9 protein-coding genes are annotated in these 17,635 nt (G+C 70.5%); all 9 read left to right on the top strand.

From position 1 onward, the window contains the following. Window positions 1-62: 62 nt before the first annotated feature. Window positions 63-2,135: an acyl-CoA dehydrogenase gene (locus IXW21_RS16350; protein WP_194765304.1), complete on the top strand. Its 2,073-nt coding sequence runs from the start codon at window positions 63-65 to the stop codon at window positions 2,133-2,135. 134 nt (window positions 2,136-2,269) lie between these two features. After that, entirely contained in the window at window positions 2,270-3,316 is a 1,047-nt protein-coding gene (locus IXW21_RS16355; RefSeq protein ID WP_194765305.1) for an NAD(P)-dependent alcohol dehydrogenase, read from the top strand. Window positions 3,317-3,441: 125 nt separating this feature from the next. Further along, complete coding sequence (locus IXW21_RS16360) at window positions 3,442-4,008, top strand: DNA-3-methyladenine glycosylase I (protein ID WP_194765306.1); 567 nt, start codon at window positions 3,442-3,444, stop codon at window positions 4,006-4,008. 102 nt (window positions 4,009-4,110) lie between these two features. Then, window positions 4,111-5,244 carry a serine/threonine-protein kinase gene (locus IXW21_RS16365; RefSeq protein WP_323742285.1) on the top strand — a complete coding sequence of 378 codons (1,134 nt, stop codon included), beginning with the start codon at window positions 4,111-4,113 and terminating at the stop codon, window positions 5,242-5,244. Next, the gene (locus IXW21_RS16370; protein WP_194765307.1) at window positions 5,244-11,258 is read left to right on the top strand and encodes an Ig-like domain-containing protein; all 6,015 of its coding nucleotides are present in this window, start codon (window positions 5,244-5,246) and stop codon (window positions 11,256-11,258) included. The genes IXW21_RS16365 and IXW21_RS16370 overlap by 1 nt, the downstream gene beginning before the upstream one ends. A gap of 105 nt (window positions 11,259-11,363) precedes the next feature. Next, the gene (locus IXW21_RS16375; protein ID WP_194765313.1) at window positions 11,364-12,329 is read left to right on the top strand and encodes an AAA family ATPase; all 966 of its coding nucleotides are present in this window, start codon (window positions 11,364-11,366) and stop codon (window positions 12,327-12,329) included. After that, a complete protein-coding gene (locus IXW21_RS16380; RefSeq protein WP_194765308.1) occupies window positions 12,326-13,696 on the top strand; it encodes a DUF58 domain-containing protein in 1,371 nt (456 codons plus the stop codon). The genes IXW21_RS16375 and IXW21_RS16380 overlap by 4 nt, the downstream gene beginning before the upstream one ends. Continuing rightward, complete coding sequence (locus IXW21_RS16385) at window positions 13,693-16,275, top strand: DUF3488 and transglutaminase-like domain-containing protein (protein WP_194765309.1); 2,583 nt, start codon at window positions 13,693-13,695, stop codon at window positions 16,273-16,275. Before IXW21_RS16380 ends, IXW21_RS16385 begins: the two co-directional genes overlap by 4 nt. After that, window positions 16,272-17,635: DUF5684 domain-containing protein (locus tag IXW21_RS16390; protein ID WP_228528672.1), on the top strand; the 1,364-nt coding region annotated here is incomplete at its 3' end. The genes IXW21_RS16385 and IXW21_RS16390, both read left to right, overlap by 4 nt.

The following is a 17,635-nucleotide window of genomic DNA, read 5'->3' on the forward strand; positions in this document are numbered from 1 at the left end:
CCTTCTCGATTGTCGCAGATCTACCATGACAGCATCCCTACTTCTCCTCGAGAGGAATGCACATGGTCGACGCCGCCGTCCGTCCGAAGTCGAGTCCCGCTCTCGGTTCTCCTCACGCCACCGATGCCGCACTGCAGGTCGATGTCGCTCGGATCACCGATCTGCTGCTGGGCACCTGGGCCGACACCCGTCGTGACGCACGCGAGCTCATCAAGGACTCCGCGTTCTGGCGAGACGATGCGCTCGGCAAAGACGAGCATCGCGAGCGGGTGCTGAGCCAGCTGCACCTGCTCGTCGAGAACAAGGCCGTGCATCGCGCGTTCCCGAAGTCGCTCGGCGGCGAGGAGAACAACGGCGCGAACATCGCGGGGTTCGAGGAGCTCGTCGTCGCCGACCCCAGCCTCCAGATCAAGTCGGGCGTGCAGTGGGGGCTCTTCGGCTCGGCGATCCTGCAGCTGGGCACGGCCGAGCACCACGAGAAGTGGCTGCCCGGCGTCATGGACCTCTCGATCCCCGGCGCCTTCGCGATGACCGAGATCGGGCACGGATCCGACGTCGCGGCTGTGGGGACCACGGCGACCTACGATCCCGAGACCGAGGAGTTCGTGGTCAACACGCCGTTCCGGGGAGCGACCAAGGAGTACCTCGGCAACGCGGCGCTGCACGGTGTCGCGGCGACGGTGTTCGCCCAGCTGATCACGAACGGCGTCAACCACGGCGTTCACTGCTTCTACGTGCCGCTGCGCGGCGACGACGGCATCGATCTTCCCGGCATCGGCCGCGAGGACGACGGCCTGAAGGGTGGGCTCAACGGCATCGACAACGGCCGGCTGTCGTTCGACCACGTGCGCATCCCGCGCACCAACCTGCTGAACCGCTACGGCGACGTCGCCGCCGACGGCTCGTACTCGAGCGCGATCGACAGCCCCGGTCGTCGATTCTTCACGATGCTCGGCACCCTGGTGCAGGGTCGCGTCTCGCTCGACGGAGCCGCCTCGTGGGCATCCGCCCTCGGCTTGAAGATCGCGATCACCTACGCGACGCAGCGCAGGCAGTTCGACGGTGCCGACGGGCAGGAGGTCGTGCTCATGGACTACGGCAAGCACCAGCGCCGCCTGTTCCCGCGTCTCGCGACGACCTATGCGCAGATCTTCGCGCACGACGAGTTCCTGCAGAAGTTCGACGGCGTGTTCTCCGGTCGCATCGACACGCCTGCCGACCGCGAGGATCTCGAGACCCTGGCCGCGGCGCTCAAGCCGCTGTCGACCTGGCACGCCCTCGACACTCTGCAGGAGGCGCGCGAGGCCTGCGGCGGGGCCGGCTTCATGTTCGAGAACCGCCTGGTCGGACTGCGCGCCGACCTCGACATCTACGTGACCTTCGAGGGCGACAACAACGTGCTGCTGCAGCTCGTCGGCAAGCGACTGCTCACCGACTACGCGAAGCAGTTCACCGGCAAGGATGCCGCGGCCCTGGCGAAGTTCGCGGTGGGGATGACCGCCGGCAAGGTGTTCCACGGCGCGGGGCTGCGTCAATTCGGGCAGTCCGTCGTCGATCTCGGCCAGGTCTCGCGATCGGTCGAGAACGGCCTGCGCGAGGAGCAGCAGCACCAGCTGCTCGCCGAGCGTGTGCAGCAGATGGTGGCCGATGTCGCCGGTCGGCTGCGGCCCGCGGGCAAGGACAAGGTGCTCGGCGCACGGCTCTTCAACGAGAACCAGGCCGAGCTGATCGAGGCGGCGCGGGCGCACGGCGAGCTGCTGCAGTGGGAGGCGTTCACGGATGCCGTTCGCCGCGTCGACGACGCCGACACCAAGAAGGTGCTCACGTGGCTGCGTGACCTCTTCGGTCTGCAGCTCATCGAGAAGCATCTGGCCTGGCACCTCATCAACGGGCGTCTCTCGACGCAGCGGGCGGCCGCGGTCTCGAGCTACATCGATCGTCTGTGCGCGCGCCTGCGGCCCTACGCCCTCGACCTCGTCGACGCATTCGGCTACGAGCCCGAGCACGTGCGAGCGCCCATCGCATCGGGTGCCGAGAAGCAGCGCCAGGACGAGGCCCGTGCGTACTACGCGGACCTCGCGGCATCCGGAGAGGCACCGGTGCAGGAGAAGACGCTGAAGAAGTCGAAGCGCTGACGCCGCATCCGCAGCATCGGCGAGACGGGCCGGGATCGTGCGATCCCGGCCCGTCTCGTGTGCGGTCAGGTGTCGCAGAGCCAGGCGCGAGTAGTGTCGACCTGGCCCACCCGAACCGACCCGAGGAGTCTTCGATGACCCGTGTCCACGCCTATGCCGCACCCAGCGAAGCCGCTCCGCTCGAGAAGACCGTCATCGAGCGTCGAGAGCTCGGCCCGAACGACATCCTGATCGACATCGCGTTCGCCGGCATCTGCCACTCCGACATCCACACCGTGCGCGGTGACTGGGGTCCGCAGCAGTACCCGCTCGCCCCGGGGCACGAGATCGCCGGAACCGTCGCCGCCGTCGGCGCCGACGTCACGAAGCACTCCGTCGGAGACCGCGTCGGTGTCGGATGCCTCGTCAACTCGTGCGGCGAGTGCCGCAGCTGCCTGCAGGGCGACGAGCAGTTCTGCGCGAACGGTGCGATCTTCACGTACGGCAGCACCGACCGCGACGGCACGGTCACGCAGGGCGGCTACTCGGAGCAGGTCGTCGTGACCGAGTCGTTCGCCGTCCGCATCCCCGACGCCCTCGCACTCGACGTGGCTGCGCCGCTGCTGTGCGCGGGCATCACCACCTACTCGCCCCTGCGGCACTGGAACGTGGGTCCGGGCTCGCGCGTCGCGGTCGTCGGTCTCGGCGGTCTCGGACACATGGGTGTGCAGATCGCACATGCGCTCGGCGCCGAGGTGACCGTGCTGTCGCAGACGCTGAACAAGAAGGACGACGGGCTGCGGCTCGGAGCGGACCACTACTACGCGACGGGCGATGCCGACACGTTCCGTTCGCTGCGCAACTCCTTCGACGTCATCCTCAACACGGTCAGCGCTCCTGTCGACCTGCGCGCCTACCTGGGACTGCTCGACGTGGGCGGATCGATGGTGTGCGTCGGCGCTCCGGCCGAGCCGCTCGCGGTGAACGTCTCGTCGCTGATCGGAGGCCGCCGCTCGCTGGCAGGGTCCAACATCGGCGGCATCGCTGAGACCCAGGAGATGCTCGACTTCTGCGCCGAGCACGGCATCGCCGCGCAGATCGAGGTCATCTCGGCCGCGCAGATCAACGAAGCGTACGAGCGCGTGCTGGCGTCGGACGTGCGGTACCGCTTCGTGATCGACGGGTCGACCTTCGCGGACTGAGCCGCCTGCCTGCGTGATCCCTGACGCAGGCGAGCAGCGCGCGATCCGCGGATGGGGGCTTCGGCTCCCGTCCGCGGTTCTGTGTTCTCCGGACCGATGTCGGCGCTCGTCGCTAACGTGGTCGCATGACCTCCCTTGCCATCGGCCCCGATGAACGCGCCCGCTGCGCCTGGGTGGGTGACGACGCCGAATATCGTCGCTACCACGACGAAGAATGGGGCACGGCTCTGCACGGAGATCGGGCCCTGTTCGAGAAGATGGCGCTCGAGGGGTTCCAGGCCGGGCTCTCGTGGATCACGATCCTGCGCAAGCGGCCGCGCTTCCGCGAGGTGTTCGCCGGGTTCGACGTCGCCGCCGTCGCAGAGTTCGACGAGAGCGACGTCGAGCGGCTCATGACCGATGCCGGCATCATCCGCAACCGCGCGAAGATCGAGGCGACGATCGACAATGCGCGCATCGTCCGCACGATGGCCGACGGCGAGCTCGACGAGCTGATGTGGTCCTTCGCGCCCGTGCCCGGCGCGCGGCCCGCGACGCTGTCCGACGTCCCGCCCGTCACGCCCGAGTCGACGGCCATGAGCACAGAACTGCGACGACGAGGGTTCCGCTTCGTGGGGCCGACGACCATGTACGCGCTCATGCAGTCGACCGGAATGGTCGACGACCACGTCATCGGATGCTGGCGGGGCTGAGCGGACTCCCCGGATATACTCGGTGACCGGGGGGAACGCCTTGCGCGTGGCGTCAGGCTCAGGCACGGCGCGGTCTCCCTGCACCGACCGTGAGGAGCATGAGTGGCCACGCGCATGGCATCGACCCCGCCGACGTTGGCGGGCTACAGCTACGTGCGCCCCCTCGGCTCCGGCGGGTTCGCCGACGTCTTCCTCTATGAGCAGGACATGCCTCGCCGTGTCGCCGCCGTCAAGGTGCTGCTGGCCGACGCCGTGAACCCCGAGGTGCTGCGCACCTTCAACGTCGAGGCCGACATCTCCGCCCGCCTCAGCGCGCACCCGTCGATCGTCACGATCTATCAGGCCTCGATCTCTGCCGACGGGCGCCCGTACTTCGCCATGGAGTACTGCCCCGACACCATGAGCGCGCGCTACAAGAAGGCCCCGCTTCCGCTCGCCGACGTGCTCGACACCGGCGTGCGCATCGCCGGTGCGCTCGAGACGGTGCACCGCGCCGGGCTGCTGCATCGAGACATCAAGCCCTCGAACGTGCTGATCAACTCGCTCGGCGCGCCCGTGCTCGCCGACTTCGGCATCGCCGCCGCCGTCATCGACGAGGGCGACGGCGAGACGATCGCCATGTCCGTACCGTGGAGCTCGCCGGAGGTGCTGCAGGAACGGGTCACCGGATCCGTCCCCAGCGAGATCTGGAGTCTCGGTGCCACGCTCTACACGCTTCTCGCGGGCCGGAGCCCGTTCGAACGCGCAGACCGCGGCTCCAACTCGCGTGATCAGCTGACCGACCGCATCGTCAAGGCGCGGTACACGGCGGTGCCCGTGCCGGGCATCCCACCGATCATCGACGACATCTTCGCGACCGCGATGCAGCGCGATCCCGCCAAGCGCTTCACGAGCATGGCCGAGTTCGCCGAGCGCCTGCGCTGGGCGCAGTACGAACTCGGCATCCACCCGACCGCCTTCGAAGCCGCCTCCGCCGAATGGGCCGCGGCCGCGCCGGTCAGCTTCTCCGACTCGGCGCCCCGTGGTCCCGTCATCACGACGGTCGCGCCGGACTCGCGCCGCGCCGCACGAGCAGCACGCCCCCAGGCCGCACCCCGCGACCGCGACGACCTTCCGTCCACACCGCGGTCGAAGACCCGCTCACCACTCGTCGCGGGCGTGATCGGCGCCGTCATCGGGGCCGCCGTCCTCGCCGGCGTCGGTATCGCCGCGCTGTTCCTGACGGGGGTCCTGTGATGGCGATCGGCGACCGCACGAGGAATGACGCGAACCCGCGCCCGCGTCGCCGACTCATCGCCGCGATCTCGGGCATCGCCGCCCTCGCCGTCGTCGTGACCCTCGCGATCACCGCGCAGGGCTACGAGTCGCAGGAGGTCCCGCGACTCGAGTCCGCCGTCTGGGTGATGCGCGACAGCGGACAGTACGCCCGCGTCAACACCGAGCTCGCCGAGATCGACACCGTCCGCACCGTCGACGATCCCGAGGCGGTCTGGCAGAGCGGCTCTGCTGCGGTGCTCTACGCGCAGGGCAACCGGCAGCGCTGGGACGTCGATCCGGCCAGCCCCACCGACCTCCTCTCCGATCCGGCGGCAGAGGGCGCCCCGATCGCCTCGGAGCCGACGCCGGCGGGCACACGCGAGATCATCTCGGCCGGCGCCTACGTCGCGTACCGCACCGACACCGGCCAGGTCTCGGTGTCGACGCTCGAGTCCGGGGCCGCGACCGCTCTCGTCGACCCGTTCGCCGAGGTCGAGGTCGACGAGGGCGAGGACCCGCCCACGTACACCGCGGATGCCGTCGGTCTGTCGCCCGACGGCCTGCTCGTGCTCTACTCGGCGGAGGAGGGCGCGGTCCGACGGTTCGACGTCGACGAGTACCGCTTCCTCGATGACGGCACCGCGCTCACCGGCGCCCCCGACGCCGGCGACGACCTCGCGCTCACCGTCATCGGCGACCGGTGGGCGATGCTGCAGGCGAGCACGGGCGACCTCTGGCTCTCGGGTCGCGACGAGCCCACGACACTCGACGTCGCCGAAGACGCCGCGCTTCAGGCCGGCGCCGCCAGCGGCGACGAGCTCGTCATCGCGGACTCCGACGGACTCATGACCGTCGATCTCTCCTCCGGCGAAGCCGACCGCACCGTCGACGCGTCCGGCGTGCCGGCGACTCCGGTCGTGGTCGGCGACCGAACGTTCGCCGCATGGCTGGACACGGCATCCGGCACTCTGTGGACCGGCGACGAGACCGTGCCCCTGATCGTGCCCGACGAGGCACTGGACTCTGCGACCATCGAACCCGTCTTCCAGCAGAACGGCGATCGCGCGGTGCTGAGCGAGCTCGGCACCGGGCTCATCTGGACGGCACCCGACGGAGTCCTGATCCCTCTCGAGCAGTGGGCGATCGAAGACGAGACGGAGCAGGAGGAGGGCACCGTCATCGTCGAGGACGTCGCCGAGCAGATGCCTCCGGTGGCCGTGAACGACGCCTTCGGTGTGCGCTCCGGTCAGCAGGTGATCCTGCCGGTGCTCTTCAACGACCACGACCCGAACAAGAAGGACGTCCTGTCGATCGAGCCCGGGTCGATCTCCGGACTCGCCGACGCCGAGTTCGGAGACCTGTCGCTCGTCGCGAACGGCCAGTCGCTCGTCGTGAGCGTGCGCGCGGGGTCGGGACAGACAAGCTTCACGTATGCCGTGACCGACGGCGCCGCGACCTCGGCGCCCGCGACGGTCACTCTCACCGTCGTCGACGACGCGTCGAACTCCGCGCCCGTGTGGTGCGGCGTCGACGCCTGTCAGCAGGAGTGGCCGACCCCGCAGCTGCTCCCCGGCGGCAGCACGATCGTGTCCGCCCTGTCGGGATGGGTCGACCCCGAGGGCGACCCCTTCGTCCTGAGCGACGCCTACGAGACCGATCCGTCGTCGCCGGTCATGGTCGTCCCGATGGCCGACGGACGGGTCGCGATCCGTCACACGGATCCCAACGCGGCGGATGCCGTGATCCCCGTCACGGTCGTGGTCGAAGATGTGCACGGAGCGACGGCGGAGAAGACGCTCGAGGTGCAGGTCACCGGCAGCCCGGCGCTGATCGCGGCACCGGTCGCCGTGACCGCAAGGGTGGGGGAGCGGCAGTCGATCCGGGTCTCCGACCATCTCTCCGGCGGCTCCGGCTCGTACCGGCTGGTGGATGCCGTGCAGACCGCGGCGACGGCGCAAGGTCTCGAGGTCACCCCCAACACGGCCGCCGGCACGGTCGAGCTGACGGTCGCCGAACCCGGCCAGTACGTCGTCACCTACACCGCGCAGGACACGTCGACCCAGGCCGAGCAGTCGGCGGTCATCCGCGTCACCGCGGTCGACGGATCGGCGGCGCTCGCGATGGCGCCCTTGACCGCCTTCGTGCGCGAGGGCGAGGACACGACGGTCGACGTGCTCGACTCCGTGGCCAACACCAGCGGTCGGGTGCTGATGCTCTCGGATGCCGTGAGCTCCACCCCGCAGCTCAACGTGCGCGTGGTCGGCAACGAGAGCATCCGCGTGAACGGCACGACCGAGAGCGGAGACCCCGGCGTGATCGGCACGGCGACCGTGACGGTCGCCGACGGGGCGGGCGCCGCTGTGCAGGGCACCGTCACCGTCTTCCTCGCACCGCCATCCACGGTCACCCGCCCGATCGTCTTCCCGGATGCGATCACGGTGCGCGCCGGTTCGCTCACACGCATCAGCGTCGCGGCGAACGACGTCGCCCCCCGCGGTGAGCCCCTCGTGGTGCTCCCCGAGGTCACGGGCTCCGGAGAGGCGGGGGAGCTGGTCTTCGCCGACGGCAACGCGCTGCGCTACCTCGCGCCGACGACGCCCGGGACGTATCGCCTCACCTACTCGGTCTCTCTCGAGCGCAACCCCTCGCTCTACGACAACGGCGCGGTCACAGTGACGGTGCTGCCTGCCGGCACGAACCGGGCGCCGACGCCCACCACCCTCACCGGTCGGGTGCTGAGCGGCCAGACGGTATCGATGCCGGTGCCCACGACGGGCATGGACAGCGACGGCGACCGGGTCGTGCTCGCAGGGGTCGATCAGCCCGAACGCGGAACGGGAACGGCGACCATCTCTGCGAGCGGAGACGCGATCGTCTATCGAGCACCCGCCGGCGGCGTGCCCGGTGGGCAGGCGTCCTTCCGGTACACCGTCCGCGATCCGCAGGGAGAGACCGGTACCGGCATCGTCAGGGTCGGAGTCCTGGACGCCGACATCGACGACACCGCGCCCGTGACGTTCAGCGATTACGTGCGCGTCGAGGCGGGGTCGTCGACGCCTGTCGTCCTCGACCCGCGATCGAACGACCTCGACCCGGCACAGAGCGAACTCGAGATCACGGAGCTGGTGCCCAACGCGCCGCCGGTCAAGGGGAACCCGCTCTATGACCGGCTCACGTCGCTGATCGACCCCGACACCTCGCTGAAGGACGGTCGCGTCGTGCTGCGTGCCGGCGACACGGCAGGCACGAACTCCTACTTCTACACGGTCAGATCGACGCGGTCATCGAGCACGTCGCAGGGTCTGATCGTCGTGACGGTCACCGACGGTGCGGTCACCGACCAGCCGGCGGTCGCCGACACGGTGCTCACGACGCGTGATCGGGACGAGATCGCCGAGCGCGGCATCGACGTCGTCACGAACCGCGTCAGCTGGCCCTCGGGAGATGTGGGCTCGCTGAAGCTGAGCCTGTGGGGCGACCAGCCCGGGTTCACGGTGCAGGGTGACCGCATCATCGGACAGGCACCCGAAGAAGGTGCGCTCGTGCCCTTCCAGCTCACCGGCACGGCGCAGGGCGGGCGTGACGTGGTCGGCCACGGCTTCCTGCACATCCCCGCCTTCGACGACATGCAGGTGCAGATCAAGCCCGGGACGACTCCCGTCGTGGTCGACGAAGACGCGTCGGTCTCGTTCGGGCTGAGCGACTACGTCGACCTGGCGCCCTCCGACAGCATCGATGTCGGTACCGGAGACTTCACGGCCCAGCGCGCCGCCGCCACCTGTGCCGCAGACGGTGCGGGTGGTGCCACGTACGAGGCGGGCCGGGAAGCACCCTGGTCGGACACGTGCCTCGTGCCGGTCCGGCTGCAGGGGCAGGAACGGTGGTCGTACATCGACGTGCCGATCAGCATCCGCCCGGCGGAGCCGCAGCTGCTGCTCTCGTCGATCTCGCACACGGTCGCCCCCGGAGCGTCCGAGACCATCGACCTGTACGCGAACATGGCGAGCTGGGAGGGCGGTCGTGAAGGCGACGTCGGATCCCTCGACTACCGCGTCGTCTACAACGGCTCGGCGTTCGTCGTGACGCAGAACGGGTCGTCGCTCACGATCGAGGCCCGCGCGGATGCTCGACCGGGGAACAGCGAGACGGTGAGCGTCACGGTGCCCCGGTACGGCGAGCCCTCGGCTTCCGTGCGGCTCGTCGTGGGAGCCGCACCACCGGATGCGCCGCGAGGCGCCACCCTCACACGGCAGTGCGTCGTCACGGACCCCAGCTGCTCGATCGAGGTCGTCGACGTCGCGGGCGAGTACGACCCCTTCGCGGGCAAGGCCGGTTCCGGCCTGCGTCTGGTGTCACTCGGCGGCGGCGCGCGGTGCGACGTCGCGTCGATCTCGGCGTCGGGCAGCACGGCGATCACGGCCACCTGGCCGGGTGGCGGTCAGGCGCCCGGCGGTCAGTGCGTGATCCCGTTCGTCGTGTCCGATGCGCAGGGACGCACCGGCACGGGCACGCTGACCCTCGACCTGCAGGGCTTCCCGCAGGCGCCGGCCAGCGTCTCGACGGTCGGATTCACACGGTCGACCGTCGAACTCGAGGTGCCGCTCGGTGAGGCCGGGCGCGCGCATCCCGCCGTCAGCGCGATCACGATCCTGCAGGACGGCGCACCCGCGAACGCATCCTGCAGCCCGTCGGGTGGCGGGGTCTACCGCTGCACCGTCAGCGGCCTGGTCAACGGAGAGCCCCACGCGTTCACCGCATCCGCCGTGAACGCGGTCGGAACATCCGCCGCGACCTCCGCCCACACCACCTGGGCATACGCGGCTCCGGTCGTGTCGAACGCCTCGGCTGCCCCTGTCTATCGCCCTGGCGTGACCGAGCGCGGTCGCGGAGTCGCCGCGCTGTCGGTCGCCGCATCCGACGACGCCCGCGCGTTCCGCATCGAGGAGACGGGGCAGGTCATCGAACGCACCGGGGTGACGACCACGGCCGACATCACGCTGTCGCCGGGTGCGCAGACGCTCACGCTCGTGCCGATCAGCCAGTTCCAGCCCCCGACGGGCGACGGCGGCAACGAGGGCGGTGCGTTCCGCACCACGGTGACGGTCGCCGGAACCGTGTACTTCGATCCCGCGGGCACACAGGCGGCTGCGGCGTCGAACACCTCGGTGAACGTCTCGGGCGTGCGCGCGCAGGCCAACGGCAGTGCGCAGGGTCTCGACGTCGTGTATCTCGCCTGGCGATCGGGCAACGCGAGCTGCACCGCCGACGGCGACGGGCGCCTGGTCGTCTCGGGCGCCGAGGTGCAGTCCTCGTCCGAGACGCTCACGAAGCTCGCCGAGTACTCGACCTACAACGTCAAGGCGTGCGCCTCGAACGGGTACGGCGTCGCGGAGTCCGCCACGACCCAGGTGTTCACGTTCGTGTTCGTGGACGGCCCGAAGGGCAACACCAGCTACACGGTCGCGACCCAGCCCACGATCGACGGCAACCGCTACTCCTACGGACTCGAGTCAGCGCCGAACATCCAGGTGAGAGACGGCTTCACGCCGCAGTACTACCTGTACGGATCGTGGCGCGATGCGTTCGAGCTCAGCTCCGACGCTTCACCGCTGCCGGTCAGCGCGCGCTCGTGCCATGCGGTGCTGACCCAGTACTGCTCCGACAACGTCGAGATCACCGCCAGGACCGCGCCCACCACCGTGGCGGTGCAGTTCCAGAAGTGCGTGCCGGCTGACGCGAACGACCTGTTCAGTGTCACTGCCGCGGCCCGCGGCTCCTACACACCGACGTTCACGCCGAGGATCGTCGACGGCGTCTCCGTGATCGACGCGAAGATCACCTGGACCGGGGCATTCGCCGCGCTCAAGGCGATCACGCACCGGGCGCCGCTGTGCACGCAGCCGCCGCCCCCGAAGCCGCCCAAGCCCGAACCCGAACCGACCGGCACCCCGCCCCCGGCGGACCCTCTCGACCCGGTCGATCCCGAGGGATGAGCCCGCGGTGATGACCACCCCCACGTGCCTTTGCCCACCGCCCTGCACCGTGCAGGCGCCTGAGACGAATACGGTTGCCCCATGCCTGCTCCCTCCGCTGCTCCCGTGACCATCGCCGCCGAACAGGCCGCCTGGTTCCAGGAGACGTTCTCGATCCTCACCGCCAACGTCGAACAGGCGATCCTGGGCAAGCGGCACGTCGTCGAGCTGGTGCTCGCCGCGGCCGTCAGCGGCGGGCACGTGCTGCTCGAGGACTTCCCCGGCACCGGCAAGACGGCCCTCGCCCGCGCGATCGCGCAGACCGTGACGGGCACGAGCACTCGCATCCAGTTCACGCCCGACCTGCTGCCGGGTGACGTGACCGGAATCACCGTCTACGACCAGAAGGAGGGCGCCTTCGAGTTCCACGCCGGTCCCGTCTTCGCGAACATCGTGCTCGCAGACGAGATCAACCGTGCGAGCCCCAAGACGCAGTCCGCGCTGCTCGAGGTCATGGAAGAGGGCACGGTCACGGTCGACGGCGTGACCCGCCCGGTGGGCTCGCCGTTCCTGGTGATGGCCACTCAGAACCCGATCGAGCAGGGCGGCACGTATCGTCTGCCCGAGGCGCAGCTCGACCGCTTCATGATCAAGACCTCGATCGGCTACCCCGACGAGGCCGCGACCATGCGCATCCTCCAGGGAGCCGCTCAGCCGAAGCACGTGCTCGACGGCATCGTCAGCACCGACACCATCCTCACGATGGCCGAGATGTCGCGCGGCGTGTACGTGAACCCCCTGGTCTCCGACTACATCATGCGCATCGTCGACGCCACGCGCCGCGCCTCCGAGGTGCGTCTCGGGGCCAGCGTGCGCGGAGCGCTCGCGCTCTCCCGCCTGGTGATGACCTGGGCCGCCAAGAACGGGCGCACCTTCGTGACCCCCGACGACGTCCGCGAACTCGCCGTCGTCGCGCTGGCGCACCGTCTCGTGCTCGAGCCCGAGGCCGAGTTCGACGGCGTCACGGCCGTCGCCGTGGTCGGGCAGATCCTCCTCGACGTCGAGCCCCCGCGCGAGAACGGCACTGCGTGAGCTTCAGCACCGAATCGCGCCTGACGCGCACCACGGCGGGCACGAGCACCTCGACCCGCACGTCGACGGTGACGCGCTACGACCGCACGCGCCGCGGCCCCGTCCGCGGCGCGGTGTTCGGCGTGCGACGCGCGCTGCGCACGACGACGCGCACGATCCGACGGAGCGCCGAGTGGGTGCGGGAGACGGTCACGACCGCCGGGCTGCTGGTCGCCGTGGCCCTCGTGCTCGGCGTCGTCGCCGGGCTCGCGTTCGGGTGGGTCGAGGCGTGGGCGGTCGCGGCGATCGCCCTGGTGCTGCTGATCGTCTGCATCCCGTTCATCCTCGGTGCGCACGACTACCGCATCGACCTCGAACTCGATCGGGATCGTGTGGTGGCCGGTGCCGAGATCGGTGCGACGCTCGACGTCCGCAACAACGGCGAGCGACTCTCGCTCCCTGGCGTGGTCGACGTGCCCGTCGGGGAGGGGCTCGTCGAGGCGCACGTCCCGCTCCTGCGGCCGGGCGCACATCATCGGGAGCAGCTCACGATCGCGGCGCATCGACGCGGTGTGATCGACGTCGGGCCCATGACCATCACCCGCGGCGACCCGATCGGCATCCTGCGCCGCGAACTGCGCTGGCCCGACGTGCAGCGCATCCACGTGCATCCCGTCACCGTGCGCCTGCCCAGTACGAGCGCGGGACTCATCCGCGACCTCGAGGGCACGCCGAGCACGGCGCTGGTCGACGCCGACCTGTCGTTCCACGCCGTGCGCGAGTACGTCGTCGGCGACTCGCAGCGCCATGTGCACTGGAAGTCGACCGCCAAGACGGGCAAGCTCATGGTGCGCCAGTACGAGGAGTCGCGGCATGCGCGCATCGCGATCATCCTCGATCTCGATGCGGAATCGTACGAGAGCGATGACGAGTTCGAGAACACGGTCAGTGCCGCGGCATCCCTCGCCCTGCAGGGAGTGCGAGACGGGCGTGAGGTGCTGTTCTCGGTGAGCAACGAGATCCCCGAGCACAGCGCGACCGAGGTCCTGTCTATCCGCACCCTTCCGACGGTCACCCCCAAGGCGCTGCTCGACGCGACCTCGACGATCGATGCGGCCGACCGTGTCATGCGGCTCGAGGCGGTCACCGCGCTCACCGCGCAGTCGTATCCCGACCTGTCGATGGGCTTCCTGCTGACCGGATCTCGGATGCCGCTCGAGAGACTCCGCCACGCGTCCGTGAAGCTGCCGGCCGCGGTCGAGGCCGTCGCCGTCCGCAGCGAGCTCGGCGAGCAGCCGACCATGCGCACCGCCCGAGAGCTCGCCGTCATGACGGTGGGCGCGCTCGGAGATCTGCCGCAGATGCTCGCCCGCGGAGCGCTCCGATGAGCGCCGCCGGGCCCCGCCGGGGAGGCATCGGGCGATTCGGTGCCACGCGGGGCGGCGTCTCTGCAGGGAGTCCGTTCGCGATCTCGCCCCTGACGCTGTGGTCGCTCGGCTATGTCGTCGTCGGCATCCTGCTCGCCACGGCTGCGGCCTGGCCCGTGTACGAGGCACCGCGAGCCCTCGCCGTCGGAATCGTCGGTGGCGTGCTCGGTATGGCCGTCGCCATCGTGGCGCGGATGCTGCGCTGGGGGCTGCTGCTCGCCGCGCTCGCGGCTGCCGGCGTCTACCTCGTCGTCGCCGTGCCGCTCGCGATCCCCTCGGCACTCACCTCGGTGCCCGCCTTCTTCGGAGGACTCCGAGACGCGATACTCGGGGTCGCGCTGGGGTGGAAGCAGATGCTCACCCTGAACCCGCCGCTCGGGGAGTATCAGGCGGTCCTCATCCCGTTCCTCGTGGTGATGCTCTTCGGCGCCTTCTTCGCCACGCTGCTCGTGCTCGAGCGGGGCCGCCGGGCGACGATCGCGGTGCCGGTGGTGGCGGCGATGAGCCTGTTCGGCATCGCGTTCGGGCTCAGCGCCACGTCGTCTGCCGTGACCGTGCTGGGAATCGCGCTTCCCGCGCCGCGCGAATGGGTCATCGGCGTCGCCGTGTTCGTCTCCGCACTGGTGTGGGTGGTCGGGCGCACGCGCCTACAGAGAGCCCAGGCTCTGCGTGCGGTCGCCGCGGCCAACATCTCGCGCCGCGCGACACCGGTCTGGCTGACCGTCCGTCGCCACCTGCTGTCGGCAGGTCTCGCGGTGGTCGCGCTCGTCGCCGGATTCGCGGTCGCGCCGGCCGCCGCCGGATGGAGCGACCGTTCGGTGCTGCGCGACGAGATCGAGCCCATGGTCGTCGTGCAGCAGCAGGCCAGCCCGCTCAGCTCCTACCGTTCATGGTTCGCAGACGACCGACTCGGCGAGACGGTGCTGCAGGTCGACGGCGATGCGGGAGCGGTCGACCGCATCCGGCTCGTCACACTCGATTCCTACGACGGCGAGGACTTCCACATCGCGCCGGAAGACCGCTTCAGTCGTCTGCCGCGTACGGCTCTGCCCGGGCCGGGGCGAGTATCGCTCGACATCACGATCGGCGACGCCTACCGCGGCATCTGGGTACCGGCGCCTGCCGGGTTGGCCGAAGCGCCGCAGTTCGCGGGGGAGCGGGCCGACGATCTCGCCGACGGCTTCCACGTGAACGAGGGCGGCGACACCGCCATCACGGTCGCGGAAGCTCCGGGGGGCGCGCAGGGACTCGTGCCGGGCGACAGCTACTCCGTGCTCGCCGACGCACCCGCCGACGGCATCGACCTCACCGCGGCGCAGGGCGGGAGCTCGAAGCTCGACACCGACCTGCACCCCGCACTCGCCGAGTGGGCGGAGATGCAGGAGCAGCCGCGCTCGGGCGCGGGCTACCTCGAACTCATCGACCGCCTGCGTTCGCGGGGGTACCTCAGTCATGCGCTGATCGATGATGCGTCGGCGGAGGCGTGGATCGCGTCGCTGAAGGAGACGGACGGCTACGCGTTCGCACCGAGCTACGCGGGGCACTCGGTCTCGCGCATCGAAGAACTCTTCACCCAGCTCATCGAGCAGGAGCGTCGTGCCGGGTCCGATGCCCCGCCCGAGATGCTCGTCTCGGCGGTCGGCGACGACGAGCAGTTCTCCGTGGCGGCGGCGCTGCTGGCCCAGCACTTCGGTCTCGAATCACGCGTCGTGATCGGCGCGCGGCTCCCCGGCGCCGCCGAGGTGCCCGGCATCCCGGCGTGCGCCGAGGTCTGCACCGGCGAGAACATGAGCGCCTGGGTCGAGGTCCGCGCCTCCGGCGGCGAGTGGACGCCGGTCGACACGACGCCCCAGTATGCGATGCTGCCGAGCTCGATCACAGAGGGCGAGCAGCTCCCCGAGCACCCGACGGTGCCCGAGCAGCCGCGATCCGAGGCGCTCGACCCGCCGCAGGCGCAGAGCGATTCGAACGACGACGCTCAGCCTCTCGACGAGCCGCAGTCGGCAGTGCTGTCCGTGCTGCTGCCGATCCTGCGCGGGGTGGGGCTCGGACTCCTCGCGGTGGCGCTCCTGCTGCTTCCCCTCATCGTGCTCCTGCTCGCGAAACGACAGCGCGCCCGGGCGCGGCGCACGGCCGACGACCCCGAGGTCCGCCTCGCCGGAGCGTGGGAGGAACTCGCCGACGTGTACGCCGACCACGACATCGCGATGGATGCCCGGGGCACGCGCTCGCAGCGCGCGGGATCGACCGACCGCGAAGCGGCGGCGCAGCTCGCGTCGCTCGTCGACCGAGGGGTCTTCTCGGAGCATCCGCCCACGGACGACGACGCGTCCGCCGCGTGGACGATCGTCGAGGCCGAGCGGGCGGATCTGCTGCGTTCGCAGCGACGGTGGCGACGGCTCGTCACCCGAGTGCGACCCCGGTCGTTCATCGATCGGGTGCGACCGGCCCGCGGTGTCTCGTTCTTCGGGCTGCGCCCCGCGCTCGGTACGCTCGGAAGGACCGGATCGCTCGACGATCCGAAGAAGGGGATCTCATGACCGACTCTCCGGAGACCGGCCTCGTCACGATGCTCGCCATCGTCGGCGGACTCGGACTGCTCATCGGCATCGCCGTGTACGTCTGGTACGCCCTGGCGCTGTCGCGCCTGTTCCCGCGCATCGGCGGCGAGGGGTGGAAGGGCTGGGTCCCTGTTCTCAACGAATCCGAGATCCTCGCACGCGGGGGACAGCCCGCGTGGTCGGTGGTGTTCTACTTCATCCCGATCGTGCAGCTGTACGGCCTCTACCTCAAGATCGTCGCGACCCATCGCATCAACAAGCGCTTCGGACGCGGCGCCGGCATGACGGCGCTCGCGATCCTGCTGCCTCCGGTGTGGGCGACCGTGCTCGCCTGGGGCGCCGCTCCCTACCCTGAAGGCGAGCGACTGGCCTCTCTGCAGCCCGGCCCGCGCCGCACCACACCGCCGTCTGCGGCCCCGGCGCGGGATGCGTCGGGGTACACGATCCCGTCTCTGGCTCCGCACACGTCTGCGCCCACCGACGCACCCGCACTCGTCTTCCCCGACTACGCGGCTCCGCCACGCCCCCCGCAGCCGGCGGAGGCGCCCGCTGCGGAGGCTTCCGCGCCCGCGACTGCCGCGCCGTCTGTCTGGGGAGCGCCGCCGAAGCCGCCGGTCGCCGGCGCGCCCGTCGCTCCCGGGGCACCGGCGGCGTCGTTCGCACCGCCTGTGCCGCCTCAGCCGTTCGCGCCGCAGCCTCCTGCCTTCGTCGCGCCGACGCCGCCGGCTCCGTCCGCGGGAGATGCCACGCCGGCAGCGCCCGGTGCGCCCGGTGCGCCCGGTGCGCCCGCTGTCGCACCCGCTGTCGCATCCGCTCCCCCCGCGCCACCGACTGCGGTTCCGCTGCCTCACGTCTCGTCCGATGCTCCGCAGTTCAGCGGTCATGCCGAGTTCGACGCCTATGCGGCGGGTGCTGTCGAGCCGGAGACGGATTCCGGTGCCGCACGGCTCGGCAGCGGCACCGTCCCCGAGCGCACCGATGCGTCGGGAAGCGCCGAGGCGCACCCCACGACGGGGATCATGGCAGCCATGGGCGGTGAGCCGTTCTCCGCACCGGTGCCGACCGAAGCCACCCCCGCGCCGGCGGCTCCTGAGTCGGCGGCTCCGGACGCCGCCGCGACGCGTCAGCCGGACTCCGCCGCCGAGCATCCTGTTCCGGTCGCCGATCCGGCGCGCGTGGTGCGACCGGTGCCGCCGTCGTTCCGCGACACCGGCATCGCCGATGCCGCACCGCCGGCGCCGAGCATCCGCCCGGCCCCCATGCCGACCCCCGCCGAGGTGTCCGAGGACGCGCCCACCGACCCACCCGCACTCGTCTTCCCCGACTACGCGGCTCCGCC

It is taken from the genome of Microbacterium sp. UFMG61 (assembly GCF_015354505.1).
In the GTDB taxonomy this organism is placed as follows: domain Bacteria; phylum Actinomycetota; class Actinomycetes; order Actinomycetales; family Microbacteriaceae; genus Microbacterium.